22 protein-coding genes are annotated in these 25447 nt (G+C 73.1%); 2 read left to right on the top strand and 20 right to left on the bottom strand.

What is annotated here, in order from left to right; all coding sequences use genetic code 11:
• Nucleotides 1-336 precede the first annotated feature (336 nt).
• The 6 genes from ACY1JF_RS05225 to fmt form a co-directional block, all read right to left on the bottom strand.
• Nucleotides 337-1779 (bottom strand): GuaB1 family IMP dehydrogenase-related protein, encoded by a 1443-nt coding sequence (locus ACY1JF_RS05225; protein WP_462703813.1) that lies wholly within the window; start codon nt 1777-1779, stop codon nt 337-339.
• A gap of 132 nt (nt 1780-1911) precedes the next feature.
• A complete protein-coding gene (locus tag ACY1JF_RS05220; RefSeq protein ID WP_462703758.1) occupies nt 1912-2298 on the bottom strand; it encodes a barstar family protein in 387 nt (128 codons plus the stop codon).
• A 47-nt stretch (nt 2299-2345) separates the two neighbouring features.
• Complete coding sequence (locus ACY1JF_RS05215) at nt 2346-3389, bottom strand: sugar-binding transcriptional regulator (protein WP_462703757.1); 1044 nt, start codon at nt 3387-3389, stop codon at nt 2346-2348.
• A gap of 145 nt (nt 3390-3534) precedes the next feature.
• Nucleotides 3535-4221, bottom strand: a complete 687-nt coding sequence (gene rpe / locus ACY1JF_RS05210) for a ribulose-phosphate 3-epimerase (protein WP_462703756.1) — start codon at nt 4219-4221, stop codon at nt 3535-3537.
• Between the two features lie 297 nt (nt 4222-4518).
• Entirely contained in the window at nt 4519-5937 is a 1419-nt protein-coding gene (locus ACY1JF_RS05205) for an RsmB/NOP family class I SAM-dependent RNA methyltransferase (protein ID WP_462703755.1), read from the bottom strand.
• A 78-nt stretch (nt 5938-6015) separates the two neighbouring features.
• Nucleotides 6016-6948 (bottom strand): methionyl-tRNA formyltransferase, encoded by a 933-nt coding sequence (gene fmt, locus ACY1JF_RS05200; protein ID WP_462703754.1) that lies wholly within the window; start codon nt 6946-6948, stop codon nt 6016-6018.
• Between the two features lie 307 nt (nt 6949-7255).
• On the opposite strand from fmt, the gene ACY1JF_RS05195 reads away from it, so the two are divergent.
• The gene (locus ACY1JF_RS05195; RefSeq protein WP_462703753.1) at nt 7256-7801 is read left to right on the top strand and encodes a hypothetical protein; all 546 of its coding nucleotides are present in this window, start codon (nt 7256-7258) and stop codon (nt 7799-7801) included.
• A gap of 135 nt (nt 7802-7936) precedes the next feature.
• Here the strand turns inward: ACY1JF_RS05195 and ACY1JF_RS05190 are convergent, their stop codons facing one another.
• From ACY1JF_RS05190 to pyrR, 14 genes are all read right to left on the bottom strand, one after another.
• Nucleotides 7937-10096, bottom strand: a complete 2160-nt coding sequence (locus tag ACY1JF_RS05190; RefSeq protein ID WP_462703752.1) for a primosomal protein N' — start codon at nt 10094-10096, stop codon at nt 7937-7939.
• Nucleotides 10097-10250: 154 nt separating this feature from the next.
• Nucleotides 10251-11459 (bottom strand): methionine adenosyltransferase, encoded by a 1209-nt coding sequence (metK, locus tag ACY1JF_RS05185; protein WP_462703751.1) that lies wholly within the window; start codon nt 11457-11459, stop codon nt 10251-10253.
• A gap of 242 nt (nt 11460-11701) precedes the next feature.
• On the bottom strand, nt 11702-12904 hold the full coding sequence (gene coaBC, locus ACY1JF_RS05180) for a bifunctional phosphopantothenoylcysteine decarboxylase/phosphopantothenate--cysteine ligase CoaBC (RefSeq protein ID WP_462703750.1): 1203 nt from the start codon (nt 12902-12904) through the stop codon (nt 11702-11704).
• A gap of 114 nt (nt 12905-13018) precedes the next feature.
• Complete coding sequence (gene rpoZ, locus ACY1JF_RS05175) at nt 13019-13291, bottom strand: DNA-directed RNA polymerase subunit omega (protein ID WP_003988945.1); 273 nt, start codon at nt 13289-13291, stop codon at nt 13019-13021.
• Between the two features lie 51 nt (nt 13292-13342).
• A complete protein-coding gene (gene gmk / locus ACY1JF_RS05170) occupies nt 13343-13936 on the bottom strand; it encodes a guanylate kinase (RefSeq protein WP_462703749.1) in 594 nt (197 codons plus the stop codon).
• A 37-nt stretch (nt 13937-13973) separates the two neighbouring features.
• Entirely contained in the window at nt 13974-14297 is a 324-nt protein-coding gene (locus ACY1JF_RS05165; protein ID WP_190206445.1) for an integration host factor, read from the bottom strand.
• A gap of 285 nt (nt 14298-14582) precedes the next feature.
• Nucleotides 14583-15431: an orotidine-5'-phosphate decarboxylase gene (pyrF, locus tag ACY1JF_RS05160; RefSeq protein ID WP_462703748.1), complete on the bottom strand. Its 849-nt coding sequence runs from the start codon at nt 15429-15431 to the stop codon at nt 14583-14585.
• Nucleotides 15428-16534 (bottom strand): quinone-dependent dihydroorotate dehydrogenase, encoded by a 1107-nt coding sequence (locus ACY1JF_RS05155; protein ID WP_462703747.1) that lies wholly within the window; start codon nt 16532-16534, stop codon nt 15428-15430. The genes pyrF and ACY1JF_RS05155 overlap by 4 nt, the downstream gene beginning before the upstream one ends.
• Nucleotides 16535-16585: 51 nt before the next feature.
• Nucleotides 16586-19894: a carbamoyl-phosphate synthase large subunit gene (carB, locus tag ACY1JF_RS05150; protein ID WP_462703746.1), complete on the bottom strand. Its 3309-nt coding sequence runs from the start codon at nt 19892-19894 to the stop codon at nt 16586-16588.
• Nucleotides 19887-21029: a glutamine-hydrolyzing carbamoyl-phosphate synthase small subunit gene (carA, locus tag ACY1JF_RS05145; protein ID WP_462703745.1), complete on the bottom strand. Its 1143-nt coding sequence runs from the start codon at nt 21027-21029 to the stop codon at nt 19887-19889. Before carA ends, carB begins: the two co-directional genes overlap by 8 nt.
• Nucleotides 21026-21601: a PH-like domain-containing protein gene (locus ACY1JF_RS05140; protein ID WP_462703744.1), complete on the bottom strand. Its 576-nt coding sequence runs from the start codon at nt 21599-21601 to the stop codon at nt 21026-21028. Before ACY1JF_RS05140 ends, carA begins: the two co-directional genes overlap by 4 nt.
• Nucleotides 21598-22884, bottom strand: a complete 1287-nt coding sequence (locus ACY1JF_RS05135; protein ID WP_462703743.1) for a dihydroorotase — start codon at nt 22882-22884, stop codon at nt 21598-21600. The genes ACY1JF_RS05140 and ACY1JF_RS05135 overlap by 4 nt, the downstream gene beginning before the upstream one ends.
• Nucleotides 22885-22889: 5 nt before the next feature.
• Complete coding sequence (locus ACY1JF_RS05130; RefSeq protein WP_462703742.1) at nt 22890-23870, bottom strand: aspartate carbamoyltransferase catalytic subunit; 981 nt, start codon at nt 23868-23870, stop codon at nt 22890-22892.
• A gap of 90 nt (nt 23871-23960) precedes the next feature.
• Entirely contained in the window at nt 23961-24536 is a 576-nt protein-coding gene (gene pyrR, locus ACY1JF_RS05125; RefSeq protein WP_462703741.1) for a bifunctional pyr operon transcriptional regulator/uracil phosphoribosyltransferase PyrR, read from the bottom strand.
• Between the two features lie 286 nt (nt 24537-24822).
• On the opposite strand from pyrR, the gene bldD reads away from it, so the two are divergent.
• Nucleotides 24823-25326 carry a transcriptional regulator BldD gene (gene bldD, locus ACY1JF_RS05120; RefSeq protein WP_462703740.1) on the top strand — a complete coding sequence of 168 codons (504 nt, stop codon included), beginning with the start codon at nt 24823-24825 and terminating at the stop codon, nt 25324-25326.
• Nucleotides 25327-25447 lie beyond the last annotated feature (121 nt).

Below are 25447 nucleotides of genomic sequence, written 5' to 3'. Positions count from 1 at the left end.
GAGGCGGACACCTGCGGCGCGGACATCCGTGGCGTGGACATCCGTGGCGTGGACAGTGACGGCCGTGCGGCGGGACCCAGCGAGGCGGGACTCCACGAAGCGGGTCTCGGCAAGGCGAGGGCGGCGGCAGCGCCCGGACGGCCGCCCCGGTGGCGGCCCCGCCGACACGCGGCCGGTCCGCACGCCGTCGCACGGCGGGCGCGGAGGGGCCGGCCGGCTGACCGCCCGCCGCGGAGCAGCGGCGGGCGTCCCCGGTGAGCCGGGAGCGAAGGCGCTGAGCACCCGGAACGCGAACGGGGACCCCCGCGGGGGTCCCCGTCGCGCTGCCGCGTCCGCTCAGCTCCAGCTCGCGTGCAGCGGCTTGCCCTCGGCGTAGCCCGCCGCGCTCTGGATGCCGACGACCGCCCGCTCCGCGAACTCCTCCAGGGAGCCGGCACCGGCGTAGGTGCAGGAGGAGCGGACGCCCGCGATGATCGAGTCGATGAGGTCCTCGACGCCGGGGCGGGCCGGGTCGAGGAACATCCGGGAGGTCGAGATGCCCTCCTCGAACAGTCCCTTGCGGGCCCGGTCGTACGCCGACTCCTCCGAGGTGCGGTTGCGCACCGCGCGGGCGGAGGCCATGCCGAAGGACTCCTTGTAGGCCCGGCCGTCCGCGTCGTGCTGGAGGTCGCCCGGGGACTCGTACGTGCCCGCGAACCAGGAGCCGATCATCACGTTGGACGCGCCGGCGGCGAGCGCCATCGCCACGTCACGGGGGTGGCGGACACCGCCGTCGGCCCACACGTGCTTCCCGTACTTCTTCGCCTCGGCGGCGCACTCCAGGACCGCGGAGAACTGCGGACGGCCGACGCCGGTCATCATGCGCGTGGTGCACATGGCGCCGGGTCCGACCCCGACCTTGACGATGTCCGCGCCGGCCTCGATCAGGTCGCGCACGCCCTCCGCGGAGACGATGTTGCCCGCGACGATCGGCACCTTCGGGTCCAGGTCGCGGACCAGCTTGACGGCGCTGATCATCGACTCCTGGTGGCCGTGGGCGGTGTCGATGACGAGGGTGTCCACGCCCGCGTCGAGGAGCTGCTGGGCCTTGCCCGCCACGTCGCCGTTGATGCCGACGGCGGCGGCCACGCGCAGCTTGCCGTCCGCGTCGAGGGCCGGGGTGTAGAGCGTGGCGCGCAGGGCGCCCTTGCGGGTGAGGATGCCGGCCAGCCTGCCGTCCTCGCCGACGGCGGGGGCGAAGCGCCGGTTGGCGGCGTCGAGGGTGTTGAACGCCTCGCGCGGGTCCATGGCCGCGTCGAGCAGCAGCAGGTCCTTGGACATGACCTCTTCGAGCCGGGTGAAGCGGTCCACACCGCTCAGGTCGCTGTCGGTGACCACGCCGACGGGCCTGCCCTCCTCGTCCACGACGACCCCGGCGTCGTGCGCCCGCTTGGGCAGCAGGGAGAGCGCGTCGGCGACCGTCTGGTGCGGGGCCAGCACGATCGGGGTGTCCAGGACGTGGTGCCGGCTCTTGACCCAGGAGACGACGTCGGTGACGACCTCGATCGGGATGTCCTGCGGGATGACCACGAGGCCGCCGCGCCGGGCCACCGTCTCGGCCATGCGGCGCCCCGCGATGGCGGTCATGTTGGCGACGACCAGCGGGATGGTGGTGCCCGTGCCGTCCGGGGAGCGGAGGTCCACGCCCTGCCGCGAGCCGACGGCCGAGCGGCTCGGCACCATGAAGACGTCGTCGTACGTCAGGTCGTACGAGGGCTGGATGTCGTTGAGGAAACGCACGTGCTGCACATCCCAGTCGATCGGAGGCGGCCCCCGGACAGGTCAGCCAGGGGGAAAGAGCACGTACTTCATTCTTTCACGACGGGTCGGCGCCCCGCTCCGGGCAGAACGTCCAGGCTGTCCGGGGGGCCGTTAGGAGGAACCTCCGAACCCCGGGGGGCCTCCGGGCGCGGGAGGCCCCCCGGGGCCCAGGGTGACGAAGAGTCCGGGGCCCCGGTCGGTGGCCTCGGCGAACACCTCCTCGGCGATCTGCCACTCCTCGGGCCGCGCCTCGGCGTAGCCCCGCCAGTTCTCCACGACCAGGAGCAGCCCCCGCTCCCCTGCGTCCTCGGGCCAGACGCGGGGGTCGGCCAGGGAGTCGGCGAGGGCGTCCCAGTTGCGGCCGAACCACTCGGGCAGGCCGAGCGACCGGGCGCAGCGCTCCATCAGGCCCGCCTTGTCGGTGACCCCGGCCAGGTCCAGCGTGACCACGATCCGGCCCGCCGGGTCCCGCACCGCCCCCGCACCGTCCTGCGTCATACGCGCTCCCCAGGTCGTCGGTACACCGTCAGGTCCCTGATGCCCCGTCACACGCCGTCCGGATCGGACCGGTTGAGCGCGGCCTTGGGCGCCGGGCCCGCCGCCATCAGGTAGTCCGCGGCGGAGGTGTCCGTCACCAGGCTGGTGACCAGGCCCGAGCGCAGTACCGCGTCGATGGCCGCCGCCTTGCGCTGCCCACCGGCGATCGCCACCACCTCGGGGATACGGCGGAGCTGGTCGGCCTTGACCGTGATGCACCGCTCGCCCAGGTCCCGGCCGACCCGGCGCCCCTGGGCGTCGAAGAGGTGCGCGGACATCTCGGCGGCGACGCCGAGCGAGGCGTAGTGGCCGCGCTCCTCGTCGCTGAGCATGTCGTGCACCGTGGAGATGCCGGGCTCCCAGGAGCCGATGGAGACACAGGCGACGGTGACCTTGTCGAAGTACTCGAAAGCCCGCGCGATGCCGGGCTGGTGGCGCAGCGCCTCGGCGGTCGCCGCGTCGGGCAGCAGCATCGGCGCGTAGATGGGGTGGGCGTCGCCGCCGGAGACCTGGGCGGCGCGGCGCACGGCCTCCACCGAGCCGCGCTCGGCGGTCCCGGCGTCGTACACGCCGGTCAGCTGCACCACCGTGCACGGCGGCAGCCGGTCCAGCGCCGCCGCCATGTGGATGGTGGAGCGGCCCCAGGCCAGGCCCAGTACGTCGCCCTCGTCGACCAGCTCGCCGAGCAGGTCGGCGGCGACCTCTCCCAGGTTCTCGGGGTCGGGGGTCTCCTCGGCGTCGGCCGGGGATTCCACGACGACCGCGTTGCGCAGGCCGTAGCGGGCGCGGAGCGCGTCGGAGCGCTCGGCGTCCAGCTCGGCCGGCACCCGGATCTCGATGCGTACGAGGTCCCGTTCGAGGGCGGTCTCCAGGACCCGGGCCACCTTGAAGCGGCTGACGCCGAACTCCTCCGCGATCTGGATCTTGGACTTGCCCTCGAGGTAGAAACGGCGGGCCATGGCCGCCGCCTGGACCAGCTCAGCGGGTCCCATCCGCATGGCTGCGCGGCCCGCCGACATACCCGACACGGCGCTCTCCTCACTGCTGTTCACACTCTGGATTCGCCGTTCATCCTCGCAGATACGGCGCACTCGATCAGCCCTGACGGGAGCCGTTCACGTTCTCGTTCTTCAGTGGTCGTCGGCGGCGGTCCCCCGTCGTCGTCCGCCGTCACTCCCGGTCGCCGCCCGGCGTTCTTCAGTGATCGCACGCCCAGGACGCGGCGGCGGTCGCCGACTCCGCCCGCTCCCGCAGGGCACGCACCGCCTCGGCCGGGTCCGACGCACCGTACACGGCCGAGCCCGCGACGAAGACGTCGGCGCCCGCCTCCGCGCACCGCTCGATGGTCGAGGCGGAGACCCCGCCGTCCACCTGCAGCCACAGCTCCAGGCCGTGCTTGGCGATCAGTTCCCGGGTACGCCTGATCTTCGGCAGCATGATGTCGAGGAACGCCTGTCCCCCGAACCCCGGCTCCACCGTCATGACCAGCAGCATGTCCAGCTCGGGGAGCAGGTCCTCGTACGGTTCGACGGGCGTCGCCGGCTTGAGCGCCATGGCGGCGCGGGCGCCCTTGGCCCGGATCTCGCGGGCGAGGCGCACCGGGGCCGCGGCGGCCTCGGCGTGGAAGGTGACGGAGCCGGCTCCCGCCTCGACGTACTGGGGCGCCCACCGGTCGGGCGCCTCGATCATCAGGTGGCAGTCCAGCGGGGTGTCCGTCGCACGGGCGAGGGACTCGACGACCGGCACACCGAGCGTGAGGTTGGGGACGAAATGGTTGTCCATGACGTCGACGTGGAGCCAGTCGGCTCCTCGCACCGCCTTCGCCTCGTCCGCGAGGCGGGAGAAGTCGGCGGACAGGATGCTGGGGTTGATCTGCGCGGCCATGGTCCAAGCCTGCCATGTCCGGCCCCGGCGGGTCTCTCCGGTACGGGCCCGGTCCCGTACCCGCGGCCCCCGGGTGTTCCGGCGGGTCCCGGACCAGGGGGCCGACGGCACCGCTCGCGCGGCGGCTCACCGGCCTCCGGGGCAGCGGCGGGCGGGGCGGCGGCCTCCGAGACACCGACGACCGGAACCACCACCCCCGGAGACACCGACGACCGGGACGACGGCCTTCGGGGCACCGACGACCGGGACGGCGGTCCGGGGCCGTGGCCTCCCCGGCGAGACCTGCGTGACCGCCGGTCAGGCGGTCCGGCGGATGAGCGCCAGGTACATGGCGTCGGTCCCGTGCAGATGCGGCCACAGCTGCACGTCCGGTCCCTCGCCCAGCCCCGGCACGCCGGGCAGCAGCGGCCGGGCGTCGACCGGTTCGGCGCCGGGGACCTGCTTGAGCACGTCACCGACGACGGCCCGGGTCTCCGCCAGATGCGGCGAGCAGGTCGCGTAGCCGACGATCCCGCCGACGCGGACCGCCTCCAGCGCACCGCGCAGCAGCCCGCGCTGGAGCGGCGCGAACCCGTCCAGGTCCTCGGGCCGGCGCCGCCAGCGCGCCTCCGGCCGGCGCCGCAGGGCGCCCAGCCCGGTGCACGGCACGTCGACGAGCACCCGGTCGAAGCTCCCCGGCCGCCACGCGGGCCGCGTCCCGTCGGCGGCGATCACCTGGTACGGCCCCGGATTGCCGGCCAGTGCCCTGGCCACCAGCCCGGCGCGGTGCGGCTGCTTCTCCGAGGCCAGCAGGAAGGCGCCCCGCTCGGCGGCGAGCGCGGCGAGCAGCGCGGCCTTGCCGCCGGGTCCGGCACACCCGTCCAGCCACCGCCGGTCGGGCCCCTCGAGCGGCGCGTTGGCGACCGCGAGCGCGACGAGCTGGCTGCCCTCGTCCTGCACCCCGGCCCGGCCCTCCCGCACCGCCTCGACGGCCCCGGGCTCCCCGCCCTCGGTCAGCCGCACGGCGTACGGCGACCAGCGCCCCGCCGCGGCGGCCTCCTCGCCGAGCAGTTCCTCCACCGTGGCCCGGCCCGGCCGGGCGACCAGCGTCACCTCGGGCCGCTCGTTGTCGGCGGCCAGCAGTTCCTCGATGCCGGCCCGGGGGCCGCCGAGCGAGTCCCACAGCGCGGAGACGACCCACCGCGGGTGCGAGTGCACGACGGCGAGGTGGTCCTCGGGGTCCTCGTCATAGGGCGGCGCGACCTTCCCGAGCCACCCGTCGAGATCGTCCCGCGCGACCTTCCGCAGCACGGCGTTGACGAACTTGGCCCGCCCGTCCCCGAGCACGACCCGCGCCAGCTCCACGGAGGCGGACACGGCCGCGTGGCTCGGGATCCGCGTCCCGAGCAGCTGGTGCACGCCCAGGCTCAGCACGTCCAGCACCGGCGGGTCGACCTCGCGCAACGGCCGGTCGACGCACTCGGCGATGATCGCATCGTACGTCCCCTGCCGCCGCAGCGTCCCGTAGACCAGCTCGGTGGCGAGCGCCGCGTCCCGCGCCTCGAAGCCGTCCTCCTCCCGCGCCTTGCGCAGCAGCGGCGGGAGGACGAGGTTGGCGTACGCGTCCCGCTCGTCGACGGCGCGCAGCGCCTCGAAGGCGAGGACGCGGACGGGGTCCTTCCGGGGCCGCCGGTAGGGCTTGCCGGGCTTGCGGGGACGACGAGGCTGATCGCTCACGAAAAGGTGCTCCGGGTGTGGGAAGAGGTGCACCCACCAGCCTACGTCGGCCCGGGCGCGGCCCCTGTCGAGGCCGGTTCAGCCGCCCAGCCGCTCGCCGTCGGCGATCCGCGCCCCGCGCGCCCAGTCCGCCGCCCGCATCGGCTTCTTGCCCTGCGCCTGCACCCAGAGCAGTTCGACGGCGTACGAGCCGGTGCCCACGTGCACGCTGTTCCTGCCGACGGCCAGCTGCCCGGGGGCGAGGTCCGTCCGGTCGGCCGCGGGCGCCGCCTGCACCAGCTTGAGCCGCTCACCGCGGAAGGTGGTCCAGGCACCGGGCGCCGGGGTGCAGCCGCGCACCACCCGGTCCACGCGCAGCGCCGGGGCGGTCCAGTCGACCCGGGCGTCCTCGACGGTGATCTTCGGGGCCAGGCTGACCCCCTCCGCGGGCTGCGGTACGGCCTTCAGAGTGCCGTCCTCGATGCCGTCCATGGTCGCGGCGAGCAGGCCGGCGCCCGCCAGGGCGAGCCGGGTCAGCAGGTCGCCGCTGGTGTCGGTGGGCCGGACGGTCTCGGTGAGCGTCCCGTAGACCGGCCCGGAGTCCAGCCCCTCCTCGATGAGGAAGGTGGAGGCGCCGGTGATCTCGTCACCCGCCATCACGGCGTGCTGCACGGGCGCGGCCCCGCGCCAGGCGGGCAGCAGCGAGAAGTGCAGGTTGACCCAGCCGTGCGCCGGGACGTCGAGCGCGGCCCGGGGCAGCAGGGCGCCGTAGGCGACGACGGGACAGCAGTCCGGCCCGATCTCCCGCAGCCGCTCCAGGAACTCCGGATCGCGCGGCCTGGCGGGCTTGAGCACCTCGATCCCGGCCTCCTCGGCCCGTTCGGCCACGGGCGAGGCGACCAGCCGGCGCCCGCGCCCGGCCGGCGCGTCGGGCCGCGTGACGACGGCGGCCACCTGGTGCCGCTCGGAGGCGATCAGGGCGTCCAGGGCGGGGACGGCGACCTCGGGGGTACCGGCGAAGACCAGCTTCATGGGTGGGACGGGCCTCTCGGGCGGGAACGGTGGGCGGGCGGCGCACCAGTCTACGAGGCCGGCCCCCGGCAGCCGCCGACGGCGCCCGGCCCCCGGCCGCGGCGCCCACCTCCCGTCCGGCCGGAAAACGGGCGCCGCGCGGGTGGGGGAACACCCGAGGACCGAAGGCCGAGGGGGCGCGCACGACAACCCCCCACGCCCCACACCGTGACCCGCGGAGCGATCCGGCGTTGGTCAAGAAAGAGTTGACCACAGGGGCCGTCCGCGCGGCCCGATTCCTTTCAACGCCGGTTCGAGAGGCTTGTTCATGGCCGACCACGCAACTCACGACGCCCAGGCTCGGGCCAGCCTGCACCTGCTGGTGCGGGACATCGAGCGGGTCCGCCGGCAGGTGGACGCGCTGCGCACGCTCACCGCCCAGTTGGGCAACGTCTACCGCCCGCGCCGCTCCGGCCCCTCCACGGGCTTCGTCGTCTACGGGCGCGCGCCCGCGCCGACGGTCCGTCTCGCCCAGGAGCTGCGGGACAGCGTCGAGACCCTGGTCACGGCCGCCGTGGACTTCGACCGCTCGCTCGGCTTCTCGTGGGACGCGGTGGGTTCCGCCCTCGGGGTCACCAAGCAGGCGGTGCACCGCCGCTACGGCGCCCGTCGCGCCACCGCCCAGACCGCCCCGGCACAGCCCGAGCACGCCCCGGAGACACCCGGCTCCCGCACGGTGACCGTGGGCACGGGCATCCCCCCCGTGCCCACGGTCCCCGCCGCCCGCTCCATGCCGACCCAGCCGACGGCGGGCAGCCCCGTGCTGCGCGAGGAGCCCAGGCCCACCGCCTTCCCCAGTCCGCGCAACGGCTGACCGGCGTACCTCACCGCGCTCTGCCCTCCCGTCTTCCTCCCGGGAGGGCAGCGGTGTCTCTCCCCCCCTCCTCCGGCACGCGACGTCCCTCCTCCGGCACGCGACGCCCCTCACCCGGTGCCGGCGCGACGCCTCTCACCCGATGTCGGGCGGATCGACCCGCACCCGTACCCGCACCGCGCCGTTGCCGCCCCCGCGCGCCATCCGCGCGGCCTGCGCGGCCTTCAGCGCCGAGGCCAGCGCCGCTCCGCGACCGGGCGGAACCCGCACCAAGGCCCGGTCCCACCGCTCCCCGGGCGGCGGCGCCCCCGGCCGCCGCGCCCCGCCCACGGCGGTGACCGGCAGCGGGACGGGGCCCAGTACCTCCGCCTCGCCCGGCAGTTCCACCGCGCCGAGGAACTCCGCCACTGCCTCGGCCGGCCCGGAGACGGCGGCCATCCGCGACACCGGCGGAAAGCCCAGTTCGGCCCGCTCGCCCAGCTCCCGCACGGCGTGGCCGACGGGGTCCCAGCGCACCAGCGCCTGCACCGGCCTGAGCGTCGGCTCGGCGACGACGACCACGGTGCCGCCCGCCGACTGCGGCCGGACCAGCGCGGCGGCGGCGATCCAGCGGCGCAGCGCGTCCTCACCGGCCCGCAGGTCGGGCCGGCCGAGCATGGCCCAGCCGTCGAGCAGCAGCGCCGCCGCGTACCCGCCCTCGGCGACGGGCTCGGCGCCCGGCGTGCTGACGACCAGGGCGGGCGCCCCGGGCACGGTGTCCAGCACGTGCTCCCGCCCCGAGGTCCGCACGGGTACGGCGGGAAAGGCCCGCCCCAGTTCCTCGGCGGTGCGCCGCGCCCCCACCACCTGCGCACGCAGCCGGAACGACCCGCACTCCGGGCAGTGCCACCCGGCCTCGTCCCGTCCGCACCACCCGCAGCGCAACGCCGCCCCGGCCTCCTGCCCCTCCAGCGGCCCGGAGCAGTGCCGGCACCGCGCCGGTTCCCGGCAGACGGCACACGCCATCCTCGGTACGTAGCCCCGCCGGGGCACCTGCACCAGTACCGGCCCGTGCCGCAGCCCGTCCCGGACGGTCTGCCAGGCGAGGGTCGGCAGCCGGGCGGCCCGGGCGGCCTCGTCCCGGGCCAGGTCCTGGTCCCCGACGGTCCGCACCAGCGGAGCGGCGGCCCGCAGGTGCTCCCGGCCGGCGACCAGCGGCTTCGCCCAGCCGCTCTCCACGAGCTGGGCGGCCTCCACGGTGCAGCTCCAGCCGCCCAGCAGGAAGGCGCACCTGTCCTGGGCCGCCCGCAGCAGCAGCACCTCCCGCGCGTGCGGCTGCGGGGCGTGCCGCTCGCTGTGGCTGTCGTCGCCGTCGTCCCACAGGGCGACCAGCCCCGGATCCCGGACCGGGGCGAACATGGCCGCGCGGGTCCCGATCACCGCCCGTACGGAGCCCCGCCGCACCGCCAGCCACTGCCCGTACCGCTTCTCGGGCCCGGCGTCGGCGGTGAGGACCGCGTGCCGTCCCTTTCCCAGTACGTCGGTCAGCGCGGCGTCGAGCCGGGCGACCGCCCGCCCGTCCGGCAGGACGACGAGCGCCCCGCGCCCGGAGGCCAGGGCCGCCGCCACCGCCCGCGCCAGTTCCTCGGCCCACCCGGGTCCCGGCAGCGCGTTCCACACGGCGCGCGGTGTGCCGCCCGAGGCCAGTGACTCCAGGAAGGCGGGCCCGTGCGCGTACCGCTCCCAGGAGCCCGCCGCCGGGGCGGGCGGCGGTGGCAGCGGGGCGGGCGAGGCCCGCCGCTCGGCCCGCGCGTTGCGCGGCGGCACGGCCAGCTGGAGCACGTCGGCGAGGCTGCCCGCGTACCGGTCGGCGACGGCCCGCGCGAGCCCGAGCAGTTCCGCCCCGAGCACCGGCTCGGGCGAGACGACCTGGGCCAGCGCGGCCAGCGGCCCCGCGTAGTCGGACTCGGCCCGTCGCTCGACGAGGAAGCCGTCGATGAGCCCGCCGCCCTCACGCCGCCCGTCCCTGACCCGCCCGCGCCCGGCGCCGAACCGCACCCGCACCCGCACCCCCGGCTGCGCGTCGGCGTCCAGCTCCTCGGGCACGGCGTAGTCGAAGTACCGGTCCAGGTGGAGCACGCCCTTGTCGACCAGCACCCGCGCGACCGGCAGCTCGGGGGCGAGCGCCGCTCCGCGCCAGGTCCGCGGCTTGGCCCGGGGCACGCCGGCCTTGCGCACACTCTCCCGGATGAGCGCGAGCTGCTCGGGCGGCGCACCCTGCGCGCCGCCGCCCGTCCGCCCGTTCTCGCTGCTCACACCTGCATTCTTACCAAAGCCCACTGACAGCCGAGGGCGGCCGGTCGCCGGCCCGGGGGACGCCGGGGCCCGGCGTCCCGGCGGACTCGCCGGGCGCCGTGCGGGACGGTGGGACCGTGAGTCCGCGTTCCCGGAGGTGCGGCCCCGTGGGTGGCTACAGCCCCGCTGCCTTGCGGAGCGCCTCCACGCGGTCCGTGCGCTCCCAGGTGAAGTCGTCCAGCTCGCGGCCGAAGTGGCCGTAGGCCGCGGTCTGCGAGTAGATCGGGCGGAGCAGGTCGAGGTCGCGGATGATGGCGGCCGGACGGAGGTCGAAGACCTCGTCGATCGCCTTCTCGATCTTCTCGTGGTCGACCTTGGCGGTGCCGAAGGTCTCCACGAACAGGCCGACCGGCTCGGCCTTGCCGATCGCGTAGGCGACCTGGACCTCGCAGCGGGAGGCCAGGCCCGCGGCGACCACGTTCTTGGCGACCCAGCGCATCGCGTACGCGGCGGAGCGGTCGACCTTGGAGGGGTCCTTGCCGGAGAAGGCGCCGCCGCCGTGGCGGGCCATGCCGCCGTAGGTGTCAATGATGATCTTGCGGCCGGTCAGGCCGGCGTCGCCCATCGGGCCGCCGATCTCGAAGCGGCCGGTGGGGTTGACCAGCAGGCGGTAGTTCTCGGTGTCGAGCTTGATGCCCTCCTCCAGCAGCGCCTTCAGCTCCGGCTCCACGACGAACTCGCGGATGTCGGGGGCGAGCAGCGACTCCAGGTCGATGTCGGAGGCGTGCTGCGAGGAGACCACGACCGTGTCGAGGCGGACGGCCTTGTCGCCGTCGTACTCGATGGTGACCTGCGTCTTGCCGTCGGGGCGCAGGTAGGGGATCGTGCCGTTCTTGCGCACGTCGGACAGACGCTTGGACAGCCGGTGGGCCAGGAAGATCGGCAGCGGCATCAGCGTCGGCGTCTCGTCGGAGGCGTAGCCGAACATCAGGCCCTGGTCGCCGGCGCCCTGCCGGTCCAGCTCGTCCTCGTCGCCCTCGACCCGGTTCTCATAAGCCGTGTCCACGCCCTGCGCGATGTCCGGGGACTGGGCCCCGATCGACACCGACACGCCGCAGGAGGCGCCGTCGAAGCCCTTCTTGGAGGAGTCGTAGCCGATCTCCAGGATCTTGCCGCGGACCAGGGTGGCGATGTCGGCGTAGGCCTTGGTGGTGACCTCGCCGGCCACGTGCACCAGGCCGGTGGTGATCAGGGTTTCGACGGCGACCCGGGAGGTCGGGTCCTCGCGCAGAAGCGCGTCGAGAATGGTGTCGCTGATCTGGTCAGCGATCTTGTCGGGGTGGCCCTCGGTCACGGACTCCGAGGTGAACAGGCGACGGGACACAACGCTCCCTGGGGTTGCAGCGGCTGCTGGCTGATCATGGTCGGACGGCACGGGGAGCTGCACCCGGCGACGTCCGTGAACAGTTTATCGGTCGCACTCGGCCGCGGGCCCACCCGTCTCGACTCTCAAGAAGGCTGTGACCTGCGGCACGCGCATTGTGCCCAATGAGCCGCGCCCTTGACCAGGGCCGCCACGGACGAAAGCGCGAGGTGCGGGTGTGCCGGGGAGGGCGGACGGAACGGTCACGCGAGCCGCCCGGCCACCAGGTCCCACACGGTGTCGGCCAGGGCTTCCTTCGGCCCGTGCGGTACGGGGGTCTCGGTGCCGTCGGCGCCGAGCACCACGGCCTCGTTCTCCTCGGCGCCGAACGTCTTGCGCTCCCCCACCTCGTTGACCACCAGCAGGTCGCACCCCTTGCGCTTGAGCTTGGCACGCCCGTTGGCCAGGACGTCGTCGGTCTCGGCCGCGAAGCCGACGATCACCTGTCCGGGGCGGGGGCGGCTCTGGGAGATCTCCGCGAGGACGTCGGGGTTGCGCACCAGGGCGAGGGGCTCGGGCTCCCGGCCGTCCCGCTTCTTGATCTTCCCGGTCGCGTAGGCCGCGGGGCGGAAGTCCGCGACCGCCGCCGCCATCACCACCGCGTCGGCGTCCGGCAGGGCGGCCAGCACCGCCTCGCGCAGTTCCACGGCGGTCCCGACCGGGACCACGTCCACGCCGGCCGGGTCGGGCAGCGCGGTGTTCGCCGCGACCAGCGTCACCCGGGCGCCCCGGGCGGCGGCCGTGCGCGCGAGGGCGTAGCCCTGCTTGCCGGAGGAGCGGTTGCCGAGGAAGCGGACCGGGTCGAGGGGCTCGCGGGTGCCGCCGGCGCTGACCACGACGTGCCGGCCGGCCAGGTCCGGCGCGCTCACCCCCCGGGCCAGCACGCGGCGGCACGCCTCGAAGATCTCGGCCGGGTCGGGGAACCGGCCCTTGCCGGTGTCGGCGCCGGTGAGGCGGCCGACGGCGGGTTCGACGACGACGGCACCGCGGCGGCGCAGCGTCGCCGCGTTCTCCTGGGTGGCCGGGTGCTCCCACATCTCGGTGTGCATGGCGGGGGCGAAGACGACGGGACAGCGGGCGGTGAGCAGCGTGTTGGTGAGGAGGTCGTCGGCGAGGCCGTGGGCGGCCCTGGCGAGCAGGTCCGCGGTGGCCGGGGCGACCACGACCAGATCGGCGTGCTGGCCGATGCGGACGTGCGGCACCTCGTGGACGTCGTCCCACACCTCGGTGGAGACCGGGTGGCCGGACAGGGCGGACCAGGTGGCGGCCCCGACGAAGTTCAGCGCGGAGGCGGTGGGGACGACCCGGACGTCGTGCCCCGACTCCGTGAACCTGCGCAGCAGCTCGCAGGCCTTGTACGCGGCGATGCCGCCGCTGACCCCGAGCACGACCTTGGGCTTGTCCACCGTCTCTCCCGACCTTGAAGAACGTATGTCCCCATCACACACCACAGGCCCGGCAGCCGTGCTGCCGGGCCTGTGGATAAGTCAGCGTGAAGCTGAAAATACTACTGCCTGCTGTTACTGCGCCGGGCCCTCGACGGCCTCGGACGTCAGCAGCCCCGCGTTGATCTCGCGCAGCGCGATCGAGAGCGGCTTCTCGTGGACGTGCGTGTCGACGAGGGGACCGACGTACTCGAGGAGGCCCTCGCCGAGCTGCGAGTAGTACGCGTTGATCTGGCGGGCCCGCTTGGCCGCGTAGATCACGAGGCTGTACTTCGAGTCCGTGGCCTCGAGGAGCTCGTCGATCGGCGGGTTGATGATGCCCTCGGGCGCGGAGATGGAAGAGGACACGCTCTACCTTCCGATGGATGGGAAAGATTCAGTCAGTGTGACCAGTAACGATCAGACGACGTTCGTCAAGGCTAGCAGCTCGCGCGCCACGTCCTCGACGGAGGTGTTGACCAGGGTGCTGTCGAACTCCGGCTCGGCCGCCAGCTCGACCTTGGCCGCCGCGAGACGGCGTTCGATCACCTCGGGCGGCTCCGTGCCCCGGCCGGTGAGCCGGCGCACCAGCTCCTCCCAGGAGGGCGGGGCGAGGAACACCAGGCGGGCCTCCGGCATCGACTCGCGGACCTGCCGGGCGCCCTGGAGGTCGATCTCCAGCAGGACCGGTTCCCCGGCCCCCAGCCGCTCCAGCACGGCCGCGCGCGGCGTGCCGTAGCGGTTGCCCGCGAACTCGGCCCACTCCAGCAGCTCCCCGTTGGCGATCAGCTTGTCCATCTCCTCGTCGGTGACGAAGAAGTAGTGGACTCCGTGCTGCTCGCCGGGGCGCGGCCGGCGGGTCGTCGCCGACACCGAGAGCCAGACCTCGGGGTGCTCCTTGCGCATATGGGCGACGACCGTGCTCTTGCCGACCCCCGAGGGGCCGGAGAGCACGGTCAGCCGCGGACGTGATTCCGGGGGTACGGGGGTCGTCCCCCGGGGTGTTGCAGCCATGCGGCGATTATTCCAGCAATACCGGGGTGGTCCGGACTCAGTTGCCGGTGCTGCCGAACTCGCGCTCCAGGGAGGCGATCTGGTTGGAACCGAGGCCACGGACGCGACGACTCTCGGAGATGCCCAGTCGCTCCATGATCTGCTTGGCGCGGACCTTGCCCACGCCCGGCAGGGACTCGAGGAGGGCGGAGACCTTCATCTTGCCGATGACGTCGTTCTCCTGGCCCTGCTTGATGACCTCGTGGAGGGAGGCGCCGGAGTGCTTGAGTCGATTCTTGACCTCGGCCCGCTCCCGGCGAGCCGCGGCGGCCTTTTCGAGCGCGGCTGCGCGCTGTTCAGGGGTAAGGGGCGGAAGAGCCACGCCTACGTCACCTCGGATGTCGAACTGTCGGATACGGACCGGTGAGGAACCTAGTCGCCCCACACCAGGGGAGCTACGAGCAACACGCTTGCCCGTTGACTCTTCCCGGAGACTAGCGGTCAAGTCCCCAAGAGTCAGCGAGAACAGCGGAAAAGTCCTGGTCAGCCTCTGCGAGGACGGACATTTACCACATACTGCCTCGGATTTGAGGATGTATCCAGGCTCAGGCGGTCCTGGGCCCCGTCCGACGCGGCCACTCGGTGAGCACCAGGAATGCGGCGCACATCACACCGCGGCCACCGCGGCCCGGATCTCCTCGGCGAACCGGTCCGCGGACGCGCGCAGCGCGCCGATGTCCGGGCCGTGACGGAGGACACCCCGGCTGACGTTCGGCACCACATGGCGCACCGCCGCCCCGAAGACCTCGGGGAGATCGGCCGGCGCGGCCCCCTGGGCGCCGATGCCGGGCGCGAGCAGCGGACCGTTGACGTCCAGGTCGTACGAGGAGAGGTCGCCGAGCGTGGCGCCGACCACCGCGCCGAAGGAGCCCAGGGGCTCCGCCCCCGCGTTCTCGGCCGCGAGGTGGGCCAGCACCGTCGCGCCGACGCTCCGTCCGTCGCCGCGGACCGCGTGCTGGACCTCGGCGCCCTCCGGGTTGGAGGTCAGCGCCAGCACGAACAGGCCCGCGCCGTGCTCGCGCGCCATGTCGACGGCCGGCTTCAGCGAGCCGTAGCCCAGGTACGGCGAGACCGTCAGCGCGTCCGAGGACAGCGGGGCGTCCCGGTGCAGGAAGGACTCGGCGTACGCGGCCATGGTGGAGCCGATGTCGCCGCGCTTGGCGTCCATGACGACCAGCGCGCCGGCCGCCCGGGCCTGCTCGACGGACTTCTCCAGGACGGCGACGCCGCGCGAGCCGAACCGCTCGAAGAAGGCGCTCTGGGGCTTGAGGACGGCGACCCGGTCGGCCACCGCCTCCACCACCGTGCGGCTGAACCGCTCCAGGCCGGCGACGTCGTCGTCCAGGCCCCACTCGGCGAGCAGGGAGGCGTGCGGGTCGATGCCCACGCACAGGGGGCCGCGTTCGTCCATGGCACGGCGCAGCCGCGCGCCGAAGGGCTCCGTCGTGCGGGTCATCGGGGCTTCCTCACATCGGCGCCGACCGCGTCGGCGAGGGTGGCGTAGGGGCTCTGGCGCAGGCGCGCGGCGAGTCCCTTGTGGATCGCCCGGCTCCAGAACGGGCCCCGGTAGACGAAGGCGCTGTAGCCCTGCACCAGCGTGGCGCCGGCCAGGACGCGCTCCCAGGCGTCCTCGGCGGTCTCGACGCCGCCGACCCCGACCAGGGTGATCCGGTCGCCCACGCGCGCGTACAGGCGGCGCAGGACCTCCAGGGAGCGTGCCTTGAGCGGGGCGCCGGACAGACCGCCGGTCTCCTCGACGACGGAGGGCGGGGACGTCAGGCCGAGGTCCTCGCGGGCGATGGTGGTGTTGGTGGCGATGACGCCGTCCAGCCCCAGTTCCACGGCGAGGTCGGCCACCGCGTCGACGTCCTCGTCGGCGAGGTCGGGTGCGATCTTCACCAGGAGCGGCACCCGGCGGGTGGTGACCGCGCGGTCGGCCGCCTCGCGGACGGCGGTCAGCAGGGGGCGCAGCGCCTCGGTCGCCTGGAGGTCGCGCAGGCCGGGCGTGTTGGGCGAGGACACGTTGACGACCAGGTAGTCGGCGTACGGCGCGAGGCGCTCGGCGGACTTCACGTAGTCGCCGACGGCCTCCTCCTCGGGGACGGCCTTGGTCTTGCCGATGTTGACGCCGACGACCGTCCTGAAGACGGGCGTACGGGAGGCCAGGCGGGCGGCGACGGCCCGGGAGCCGTCGTTGTTGAAGCCCATGCGGTTGATCAGCGCCCGGTCGGGGACGAGGCGGAACAGCCGCTTCTTCGGGTTGCCGGGCTGCGGCTCCCCGGTGACGGTGCCGATCTCGACGTGGTCGAAGCCGAGCATCGCCATGCCGTCGATCGCGACGGCGTTCTTGTCGAAGCCGGCGGCGAGGCCGAAGGGGCCGTGCATGCGCAGGCCCAGGGCCTCGGTGCGCAGTTCCTTGTAGCGGGGCGCGAGCACGGCGGCGACGAAGGTGCGCAGGACGGGGACGCGGGCGGCCAGCCGGATCCAGCGGAAGGCGAGGTGGTGGGCGCGCTCCGCGTCCATCCGGGTGAAGACGAGGGAGAAGAAGGTCTGGTACATGGTGTCCTCATGAAGAGGGGGACACCGTTTCCGGTGTCCCCCTCGGGGCTGCTAGTCGCGGGCCGCGGTCAGGAATTCCGCGTGTTCCTGGAGCGATCGGACGCCCACGCCGCCGTGGTTGAGGGCGTCGATGCCCTGGACCGCCGCCGCGAGCGCCTGGACCGTCGTCAGGCACGGCACGGAACGGGCCACGGCCGCCGTACGGATGTCGTAGCCGTCGAGGCGGCCGCCGGTGCCGTACGGGGTGTTGACGATGAGGTCGACCTCGCCGTCGTGGATGAGCTGGACGATGGTCTTCTCGCCGTTCGGACCGGTGCCCTCGGACTGCTTGCGGACCACCGTGGCCTGGATGCCGTTGCGCCGCAGGACCTCGGCGGTGCCGGAGGTGGCGAGCAGCTCGAAGCCGTGGGCGACCAGCTCGCGGGCCGGGAAGATCATCGAGCGCTTGTCGCGGTTGGCGACCGAGATGAAGGCGCGGCCCTTGGTGGGCAGCGGCCCGTACGCGCCCGCCTGGGACTTGGCGTACGCCGTGCCGAAGACGGAGTCGATGCCCATGACCTCGCCGGTGGAGCGCATCTCCGGGCCGAGGACGGTGTCGACGCCGCGGCCGTGGATGTCCCGGAAGCGGGACCAGGGCATCACGGCCTCCTTGACGGAGATCGGCGCGTCCAGCGGCAGCTCGCCGCCGTCGCCGGTGGCCGGGAGCAGGCCTTCGGCGCGCAGCTCGGCGATGGTGGCGCCCAGCGAGATGCGGGCGGCGGCCTTGGCGAGCGGCACCGCGGTCGCCTTCGAGGTGAAGGGCACGGTGCGCGAGGCGCGCGGGTTGGCCTCCAGGACGTAGAGGATGTCCCCGGCCAGCGCGAACTGGATGTTGATCAGGCCGCGCACGCCGACGCCCGCGGCGATGCCCTCGGTGGAGGCGCGCAGCCGCTTGATGTCGAAGCCGCCCAGGGTGATCGGGGGCAGGGCGCACGCCGAGTCGCCGGAGTGGATGCCGGCCTCCTCGATGTGCTCCATGACACCGCCGAGGTACAGCTCCTCGCCGTCGTACAGGGCGTCGACGTCGATCTCGATCGCGTCGTCCAGGAAGCGGTCGACCAGGACCGGGCGGGACGGGCTGATCTCGGTCGACTCGGCGATGTAGGACTCCAGCCGGGTCTCGTCGTAGACGATCTCCATGCCGCGTCCGCCGAGGACGTAGGAGGGGCGGACCAGGACCGGGTAGCCGATCTCGTCGGCGATGGCCTTGGCGCCGGCGAAGGTGGTGGCGGTGCCGTGCTTGGGGGCGGGCAGGCCGGCCTCGGCGAGGACGCGGCCGAAGGCGCCGCGGTCCTCGGCGGCGTGGATCGCCTCGGGCGGGGTGCCGACGATCGGCACGCCGTTGTCCTTGAGCGCCTGGGACAGGCCCAGCGGGGTCTGGCCGCCGAGCTGGACGATGACGCCGGCGACCGGTCCGGCCTGCTGCTCGGCGTGGACGATCTCCAGGACGTCCTCCAGGGTGAGCGGCTCGAAGTAGAGCCGGTCGGAGGTGTCGTAGTCGGTGGAGACGGTCTCCGGGTTGCAGTTGACCATCACGGTCTCGTACCCGGCGTCGCCGAGCGCGAAGGAGGCGTGGACGCAGGAGTAGTCGAACTCGATGCCCTGGCCGATGCGGTTCGGGCCGGAGCCCAGGATGATGACGGCGGGCTTCTCGCGCGGCGCGACCTCGGTCTCCTCGTCGTAGGAGGAGTAGAAGTACGGCGTCTTCGCGGCGAACTCGGCGGCGCAGGTGTCGACCGTCTTGTAGACCGGGCGGATGCCGAGCGCGTGCCGCACCTCGCGGACGACGTCCTCGCGCAGGCCGCGGATCTCGGCGATCTGCTGGTCGGAGAAGCCGTGCCGCTTGGCCTCGGCGAGCAGGCCGGCGGTCAGCTCGGGGGCGGCGCCGATCTCGTCGGCGGTCTCCTTGATGAGGAAGAGCTGGTCGACGAACCAGGGGTCGATCCTCGTGTGGTCGAAGACCTCCTGGGGGGTGGCGCCCGCGCGGATGGCCTGCATGACGGTGTTGATCCGGCCGTCGGTGGGCCGCACCGACGCCTCCAGCAGTTCCCGCTTGTCGCCGGGCTCGCCGGTGAAGGTGAACTGGCTGCCCTTCTTCTCCAGGGAGCGCAGCGCCTTCTGGAACGCCTCGGTGAAGTTGCGGCCGATGGCCATGGCCTCGCCGACCGACTTCATGGTCGTGGTCAGCGTCGAGTCGGCGCTCGGGAACTTCTCGAAGGCGAACCGCGGTGCCTTGACGACCACGTAGTCCAGGGTCGGCTCGAAGGAGGCCGGGGTCTCCTGGGTGATGTCGTTGGGGATCTCGTCCAGCGTGTAGCCGACGGCCAGCTTGGCGGCGATCTTGGCGATCGGGAAGCCGGTCGCCTTGGAGGCGAGCGCGGAGGAGCGCGACACGCGCGGGTTCATCTCGATGACGATGACCCGGCCGTCCTCGGGGTTGACCGCGAACTGGATGTTGCAGCCGCCGGTGTCGACGCCGACCTCGCGGATGATCGCGATGCCGACGTCGCGCAGCACCTGGTACTCGCGGTCGGTGAGCGTCATGGCGGGCGCGACGGTGATGGAGTCGCCGGTGTGCACACCCATGGGGTCGAAGTTCTCGATGGAGCAGACGACCACCACGTTGTCGTGCTTGTCGCGCATCAGCTCCAGCTCGTACTCCTTCCAGCCGAGGATGGACTCCTCCAGGAGCACCTCGGTGGTCGGGGAGAGCGTGAGGCCCTGGCCGGCGATGCGGCGCAGCTCCTCCTCGTCGTGGGCGAAGCCGGAGCCGGCGCCGCCCATGGTGAAGGAGGGGCGGACGACGACCGGGTAGCCGCCGAGCGCCTCGACGCCGGCGAGGACGTCCTCCATGGAGTGGCAGATGTAGGAGCGGGCGGACTCACCGTGGCCGGTCTTCTTGCGGACCTCCTCGACGACGCCCTTGAACAGGTCGCGGTCCTCGCCCTTGTGGATCGCCTCGACGTTGGCGCCGATCAGCTCGACGCCGTACTTCTCCAGGACCCCCTGCTCGTGCATGGAGATCGCGGTGTTCAGGGCCGTCTGGCCGCCCAGGGTGGGCAGCAGGGCGTCGGGGCGCTCCTTGGCGATGATCTTCTCGACGAACTCGGGGGTGATCGGCTCGACGTAGGTGGCGTCGGCGATCTCCGGGTCGGTCATGATCGTCGCCGGGTTGGAGTTCACCAGGACGACGCGCAGGCCCTCGGCCTTGAGCACGCGGCACGCCTGGGTGCCGGAGTAGTCGAACTCGGCGGCCTGGCCGATGACGATCGGGCCGGAGCCGATGACCAGGACGGACTGGATATCGGAGCGCTTAGGCACGCTGGCCCTCCATCAGGGAAACGAAGCGGTCGAACAGGTAGGCGGCGTCGTGGGGACCCGCGGCCGCTTCCGGGTGGTACTGGACGCTGAAGGCCGGCCGGTCGAGGAGCTGGAGCCCCTCCACCACGTTGTCGTTGAGGCAGACGTGGGAGACCTCGGCGCGGCCGTAGGGGGTGTCGGAGACCTTGTCGAGCGGGGCGTCGACGGCGAAGCCGTGGTTGTGCGCGGTGACCTCGACCTTGCCGGTCGTACGGTCCTGCACCGGCTGGTTGATGCCGCGGTGGCCGTACTTCAGCTTGAAGGTGCCGAAGCCGAGCGCGCGGCCCAGGATCTGGTTGCCGAAGCAGATGCCGAACAGCGGGGTGCCGCGCTCCAGGACGCCCTGCATGAGGGCGACGGGGTGGTCGGCGGCGGCGGGGTCGCCGGGGCCGTTGGAGAAGAACACGCCGTCCGGCTGGGCCGCGTAGATGTCCTCGACGGTCGCGGTGGCCGGCAGGACGTGCACCTCGATGCCGCGCTGGGCCATGCGGTGCGGGGTCATGCCCTTGATGCCGAGGTCGACGGCGGCGACGGTGAACTTCTTCTCACCGATCGCGGGGACGACGTACGCCTCCTGGGTGGCGACCTCCTCGAAGAGGCTGGCGCCCTTCATCTGCGGCTGCTCCCGCACGCGCGCGAGGAGCGCGGCGTCGTCGGCGAGGGCGTCGCCGGAGAAGACGCCGGCCCGCATGGAGCCGCGCTCGCGCAGGTGGCGGGTGAGGGCGCGGGTGTCGATGCCGGAGATGCCGACGATCCCCTGGCGGGTCAGCTCGTCGTCCAGGGAGCGCCTCGAGCGCCAGTTGGACGGCACGCGCGCGGGGTCGCGCACGACGTAGCCGGAGACCCAGATGCGCCGGGACTCGTCGTCCTCGTCGTTCCAGCCGGTGTTGCCGATCTGCGGGGCGGTCGCCACGACGATCTGCCGGGCGTACGACGGGTCGGTCAGGGTCTCCTGGTAGCCGGTCATGCCGGTGGAGAAGACGGCCTCGCCGAAAGTCTCCCCCACGGACCCGTAGGCGCGGCCGCGGAAGACCCGGCCGTCCTCCAGGACGAGTACTGCGGGAGTCTTGCCGGCTCCCCTTGTGGAGGTCGTCATCGCGCGCCTTCCGTTTCCCTCTTGTTGATCATGTCGTTCAGGGTGTCGACCCACTCGTTGTGCTCGGCCGCGTGGTCGGAGCGGAAGCCGGAGTCGATCATTTTGCCGCCGTGTTCCCAGGTCAGGACCAGCAGTCCGCCCTCGGTGAGGACCTTGCCGGCGATGCCCTTGTCGAGCCGGGCCCCGCGCAGGGCGGCGGCCGGGACGAAGAAGTCGGTGGCGCCGGGGCGTACGACGTCGACTCCCGCGTCCGTCAGCGTCAGCTCGGCCCGGCTACGGGTGCCCAGGCCGCGGGCGACGATGCGGTCCAGCCACTGGCCGGCGGTGGTGGAGCCGTGGTAGCGGCCGCTCATCGACAGCACAGCCAGTCCCGCCGGGCCGGGGTCCTCCGGCGCGGCGGGCAGCTCGGGCAGGTCGCCCTGGAGGGTGCCGCGCCACTTCCAGCCCTCGCGCATCAGCCAGTAGACGAGCGCGACGAACAGGGCCAGGCCGACGACCCAGCCGATGCGGGCGGCCCAGTCGGTCACTTCCGCCGATTGCCTCTCGGCGGCCAGCAGGTTTACAGGTGTCACGTGAGCTTCCCGTCGACGAGCGTGGCCTTGCCCCGCAGCCACGTGTGCGTCACACGGCCCGGCAGCTCGCGCCCCTCGTAGGGGGTGTTGCGGCTGCGTGAGGCGAAGCCCGCGGGGTCCACCCGGCCACGGTATTCCGTGTCGACGAGGGTGAGGTTGGCGGGCTCACCTGCCGAGACGGGACGGCCCTGGCCGGCTGCCTGTCCGATCTGCGCGGGCTTGACGGACATCCGGTCGGCGACGCCGGCCCAGTCCAGCAGACCCGTGTCCACCATGGTCTCCTGGACCACTGACAACGCGGTCTCCAGGCCGACCATGCCCATGGCGGCGGCGGCCCACTCGCAGTCCTTGTCCTCGTGCGGGTGGGGGGCGTGGTCGGTGGCGACGATGTCGATCGTGCCGTCGGCGAGCGCCTCGCGCAGCGCCATGACGTCACGCTCGGTGCGCAGCGGCGGGTTCACCTTGTAGACCGGGTTGTAGGACCGGACCAGCTCGTCGGTGAGGAGCAGGTGGTGCGGGGTGACCTCGGCGGTGACCCGGATGCCGCGGGACTTGGCCCAGCGGACGATCTCGACGGACCCGGCGGTCGACAGGTGGCAGATGTGGACGCGGGAGCCGACGTGCTCGGCGAGCAGGACGTCCCGGGCGATGATCGCCTCCTCGGCCACCGCGGGCCAGCCGCCGAGCCCCAGCTCGGCGGAGACGACTCCCTCGTTCATCTGGGCGCCCTCGGTCAGCCGCGGCTCCTGCGCGTGCTGGGCGACGACCCCGTCGAACGCCTTCACGTACTCCAGGGCGCGTCGCATGATCACCGCGTCGTGGACGCACTTGCCGTCGTCGGAGAAGACGGTGACGCCGGCCGCGGACTCGTGCATGGCGCCCAGTTCCGCGAGCTTTTCGCCCTCCAGGCCGACGGTGACGGCGCCGACGGGCCGTACGTCGCAGTAGCCGGACTCGGCGCCGAGCCGCCAGACCTGCTCCACCACGCCCGCCGTGTCGGCGACCGGGAAGGTGTTGGCCATGGCGAACACGGTGGTGTAGCCGCCGGACGCCGCCGCGCGGGTGCCGGTCAGGACCGTCTCGGAGTCCTCGCGGCCGGGCTCGCGCAGGTGGGTGTGGAGGTCGACCAGGCCGGGCAGCAGCACCTTCCCGGCCGCCTCCACGACCTCGGCGCCCTCGGCGGCCAGGTCCCGGCCGACCGCCTCGACGGTCTCGCCGTCGATCAGCACGTCCCGCTGCTCGCCGCCGAGCACCTTCGCACCACGGATCAGGATCTTGCTCATGGGTCTTACTTCTCCTCGGTGCGGATCGGGGCGGTCTGGGCGGGCTCGTTGCCGCCGAGCAGCAGGTACAGCACGGCCATGCGGATGGAGACGCCGTTGGCGACCTGCTCGACGACGGTGCAGCGGTCGGAGTCGGCGACCTCGGCGGTGATCTCCATGCCGCGGACCATCGGGCCGGGGTGCATCACGACGGCGTGTCCGGGCATCTTCGCCATGCGGTCGCCGTCCAGGCCGTAGCGGCGGGAGTACTCGCGCTCGGTGGGGAAGAACGCGGCGTTCATCCGCTCGCGCTGCACGCGCAGCATCATCACGGCGTCGGACTCGGTGAGCGTGGAGTCGAGGTCGTAGGAGACCTCGCAGGGCCAGGTGTCGACGCCGACCGGCAGCAGGGTGGGCGGGGCCACGAGGGTGACGTGGGCGCCGAGGGTGTGCAGCAGGTCGACGTTGGAGCGGGCGACGCGGCTGTGCAGGACGTCGCCGACGATCGTGACCCGCCGCCCGTCGAGGTCCTTGCCGAGTCCGGCGTCCCGGCCGACCAGCCGGCGCCGCATGGTGAAGGCGTCCAGCAGGGCCTGGGTGGGGTGCTGGTGGGTGCCGTCCCCGGCGTTGATCACATGGGCGTCGATCCAGCCGGAGGTGGCCAGCCGGTACGGGGCCCCGGAGGCGCCGTGCCGGATGACGACCGCGTCGACGCCCATGGCCTCCAGGGTCTGGGCGGTGTCCTTCAGGGACTCGCCCTTGGAGACGCTGGAGCCCTTGGCGGTGAAGTTGATGACGTCCGCGGACAGCCGCTTCTCGGCCGCCTCGAAGGAGATGCGGGTCCGGGTGGAGTCCTCGAAGAAGAGGTTGACGACGGTACGGCCGCGCAGGGTGGGCAGTTTCTTGATCGGCCGGTCGGCGACCCGGGCCATCTCCTCGGCGGTGTCGAGGATCAGGACGGCGTCGTCGCGGGTGAGGTCGGCGGCCGAGATGAGATGACGCTGCATCTGTCAGGCTCCGTAGGGAAGTTCATTCGGGAGGTTTCGGGCAGCTCGGCGCATGCGTGGGCACGCCGGAGCGGCCCGGCGCCCGAGGTGCTACCGGTCCGTCTTGGCGCCGAGCAGCACGGTGTCGCGACCGTCCTCCTCGGCGAGCAGGACCTTGACCGTCTCCCGCAGCGACGTGGGGAGGTTCTTGCCGACGTAGTCGGCGCGGATGGGCAGTTCGCGGTGGCCGCGGTCGACGAGGACGGCGAGCTGGACCGCGCGGGGCCTGCCGATGTCGTTCAGGGCGTCGAGGGCGGCGCGGATGGTGCGGCCGGAGAAGAGGACGTCGTCGACGAGGACGACGAGGCGGCCGTCGAGGCCGTCACCGGGGATCTCCGTACGGGCCAGCGCGCGCGGCGGGTGCATGCGCAGGTCGTCGCGGTACATCGTGATGTCGAGCGAGCCGCGGGGGACCTCGCGCTCGGTGATCTGCTCCAGCTTCGCGGCGAGCCTGCGGGCGAGGAAGACGCCTCGGGTCGGGATGCCGAGGAGCACCACGTCGTCGGCGCCCTTGGCGCGTTCGACGATCTCGTGGGCGATACGGGTCAGTACGCGCGCGATGTCGGGGCCTTCGAGCACGGGCCGCGCGACGGACGGTGAACCGGGCTGGCTGTCCTGCTTGTCCATGGGAAACGGACCTCCTTCTCCGCCTCACGGGACGGACCTTAAAGGACGTCGGATTTGCGCCATCCACGGTAGCAGGTGCCGATCGCCACTCCGCCCGCGCCTCCGTCACCCCATCGGGGGGCCTGCGTCACTCGTATGGCCTAACGTGTCGCCATCGGCCCGGAAGAGCCGGTGCGGACCGTTCGGCTTGACGCAGCAGAGTAACGCTGCGTAACCTCACAGTGAGTTACCAGCCGCGCGGCAGGAAACCGAGCCCGTCGCGTCGACACAGTGTCCGGGGAGCCATATGTCCAGCGAATACGCCAAACAGCTCGGGGCCAAGCTCCGCGCCATCCGCACCCAGCAGGGCCTTTCCCTCCACGGTGTCGAGGAGAAGTCCCAGGGCCGCTGGAAGGCCGTCGTGGTCGGTTCGTACGAGCGCGGCGACCGTGCCGTGACCGTGCAGCGTCTCGCCGAGCTGGCGGACTTCTACGGCGTTCCGGTGCAGGAGCTGCTCCCGGGCACCACGCCCGGCGGTGCCGCCGAGCCGCCGCCGAAGCTGGTCCTGGACCTGGAGCGGCTGGCCACGGTGCCGACCGAGAAGGCGGGTCCCCTCCAGCGCTACGCGGCGACGATCCAGTCGCAGCGCGGCGACTACAACGGCAAGGTGCTCTCGATCCGCCAGGACGACCTGCGCACACTCGCCGTGATCTACGACCAGTCGCCCTCGGTCCTCACCGAGCAGCTGATCAGCTGGGGCGTCCTGGACGCGGACGCGCGCCGCGCGGTGGCGTCCCACGAGGAGGTCTGAGCCCCCACCGGGTATCAGCAAAAACGTGCCGTGGGGGGGGGGGGGGGCGCGGGGGGGGGGGGGCCGGGGCCGGTTCCGGTTCGGGAGTCGGTTCCGGTTCCGGGCTGGCCGTTGCCTCGGG

The organism is Streptomyces sp. SYSU D01066-1 (assembly GCF_054956795.1).
This window is presented reverse-complemented; position numbering and strand designations above follow the sequence as displayed.

What these genes read in the sequence shown, in the direction of transcription:
- bldD (WP_462703740.1), top strand. Translation starts at nt 24,823, where the DNA reads ATGTCCAGCGAATACGCCAAACAGCTCGGGGCCAAGCTCCGCGCCATC.
- ACY1JF_RS05220 (WP_462703758.1), bottom strand. Translation starts at nt 2,298, where the DNA reads ATGACGCAGGACGGTGCGGGGGCGGTGCGGGACCCGGCGGGCCGGATC.
- ACY1JF_RS05130 (WP_462703742.1), bottom strand. Translation starts at nt 23,870, where the DNA reads ATGCAGCGTCATCTCATCTCGGCCGCCGACCTCACCCGCGACGACGCC.
- gmk (WP_462703749.1), bottom strand. Translation starts at nt 13,936, where the DNA reads ATGGCTGCAACACCCCGGGGGACGACCCCCGTACCCCCGGAATCACGT.
- rpe (WP_462703756.1), bottom strand. Translation starts at nt 4,221, where the DNA reads ATGGCCGCGCAGATCAACCCCAGCATCCTGTCCGCCGACTTCTCCCGC.
- carA (WP_462703745.1), bottom strand. Translation starts at nt 21,029, where the DNA reads ATGACGACCTCCACAAGGGGAGCCGGCAAGACTCCCGCAGTACTCGTC.
- ACY1JF_RS05195 (WP_462703753.1), top strand. Translation starts at nt 7,256, where the DNA reads ATGGCCGACCACGCAACTCACGACGCCCAGGCTCGGGCCAGCCTGCAC.
- pyrF (WP_462703748.1), bottom strand. Translation starts at nt 15,431, where the DNA reads ATGACCCGCACGACGGAGCCCTTCGGCGCGCGGCTGCGCCGTGCCATG.
- ACY1JF_RS05135 (WP_462703743.1), bottom strand. Translation starts at nt 22,884, where the DNA reads ATGAGCAAGATCCTGATCCGTGGTGCGAAGGTGCTCGGCGGCGAGCAG.
- pyrR (WP_462703741.1), bottom strand. Translation starts at nt 24,536, where the DNA reads ATGGACAAGCAGGACAGCCAGCCCGGTTCACCGTCCGTCGCGCGGCCC.
- ACY1JF_RS05155 (WP_462703747.1), bottom strand. Translation starts at nt 16,534, where the DNA reads ATGTACCAGACCTTCTTCTCCCTCGTCTTCACCCGGATGGACGCGGAG.
- fmt (WP_462703754.1), bottom strand. Translation starts at nt 6,948, where the DNA reads ATGAAGCTGGTCTTCGCCGGTACCCCCGAGGTCGCCGTCCCCGCCCTG.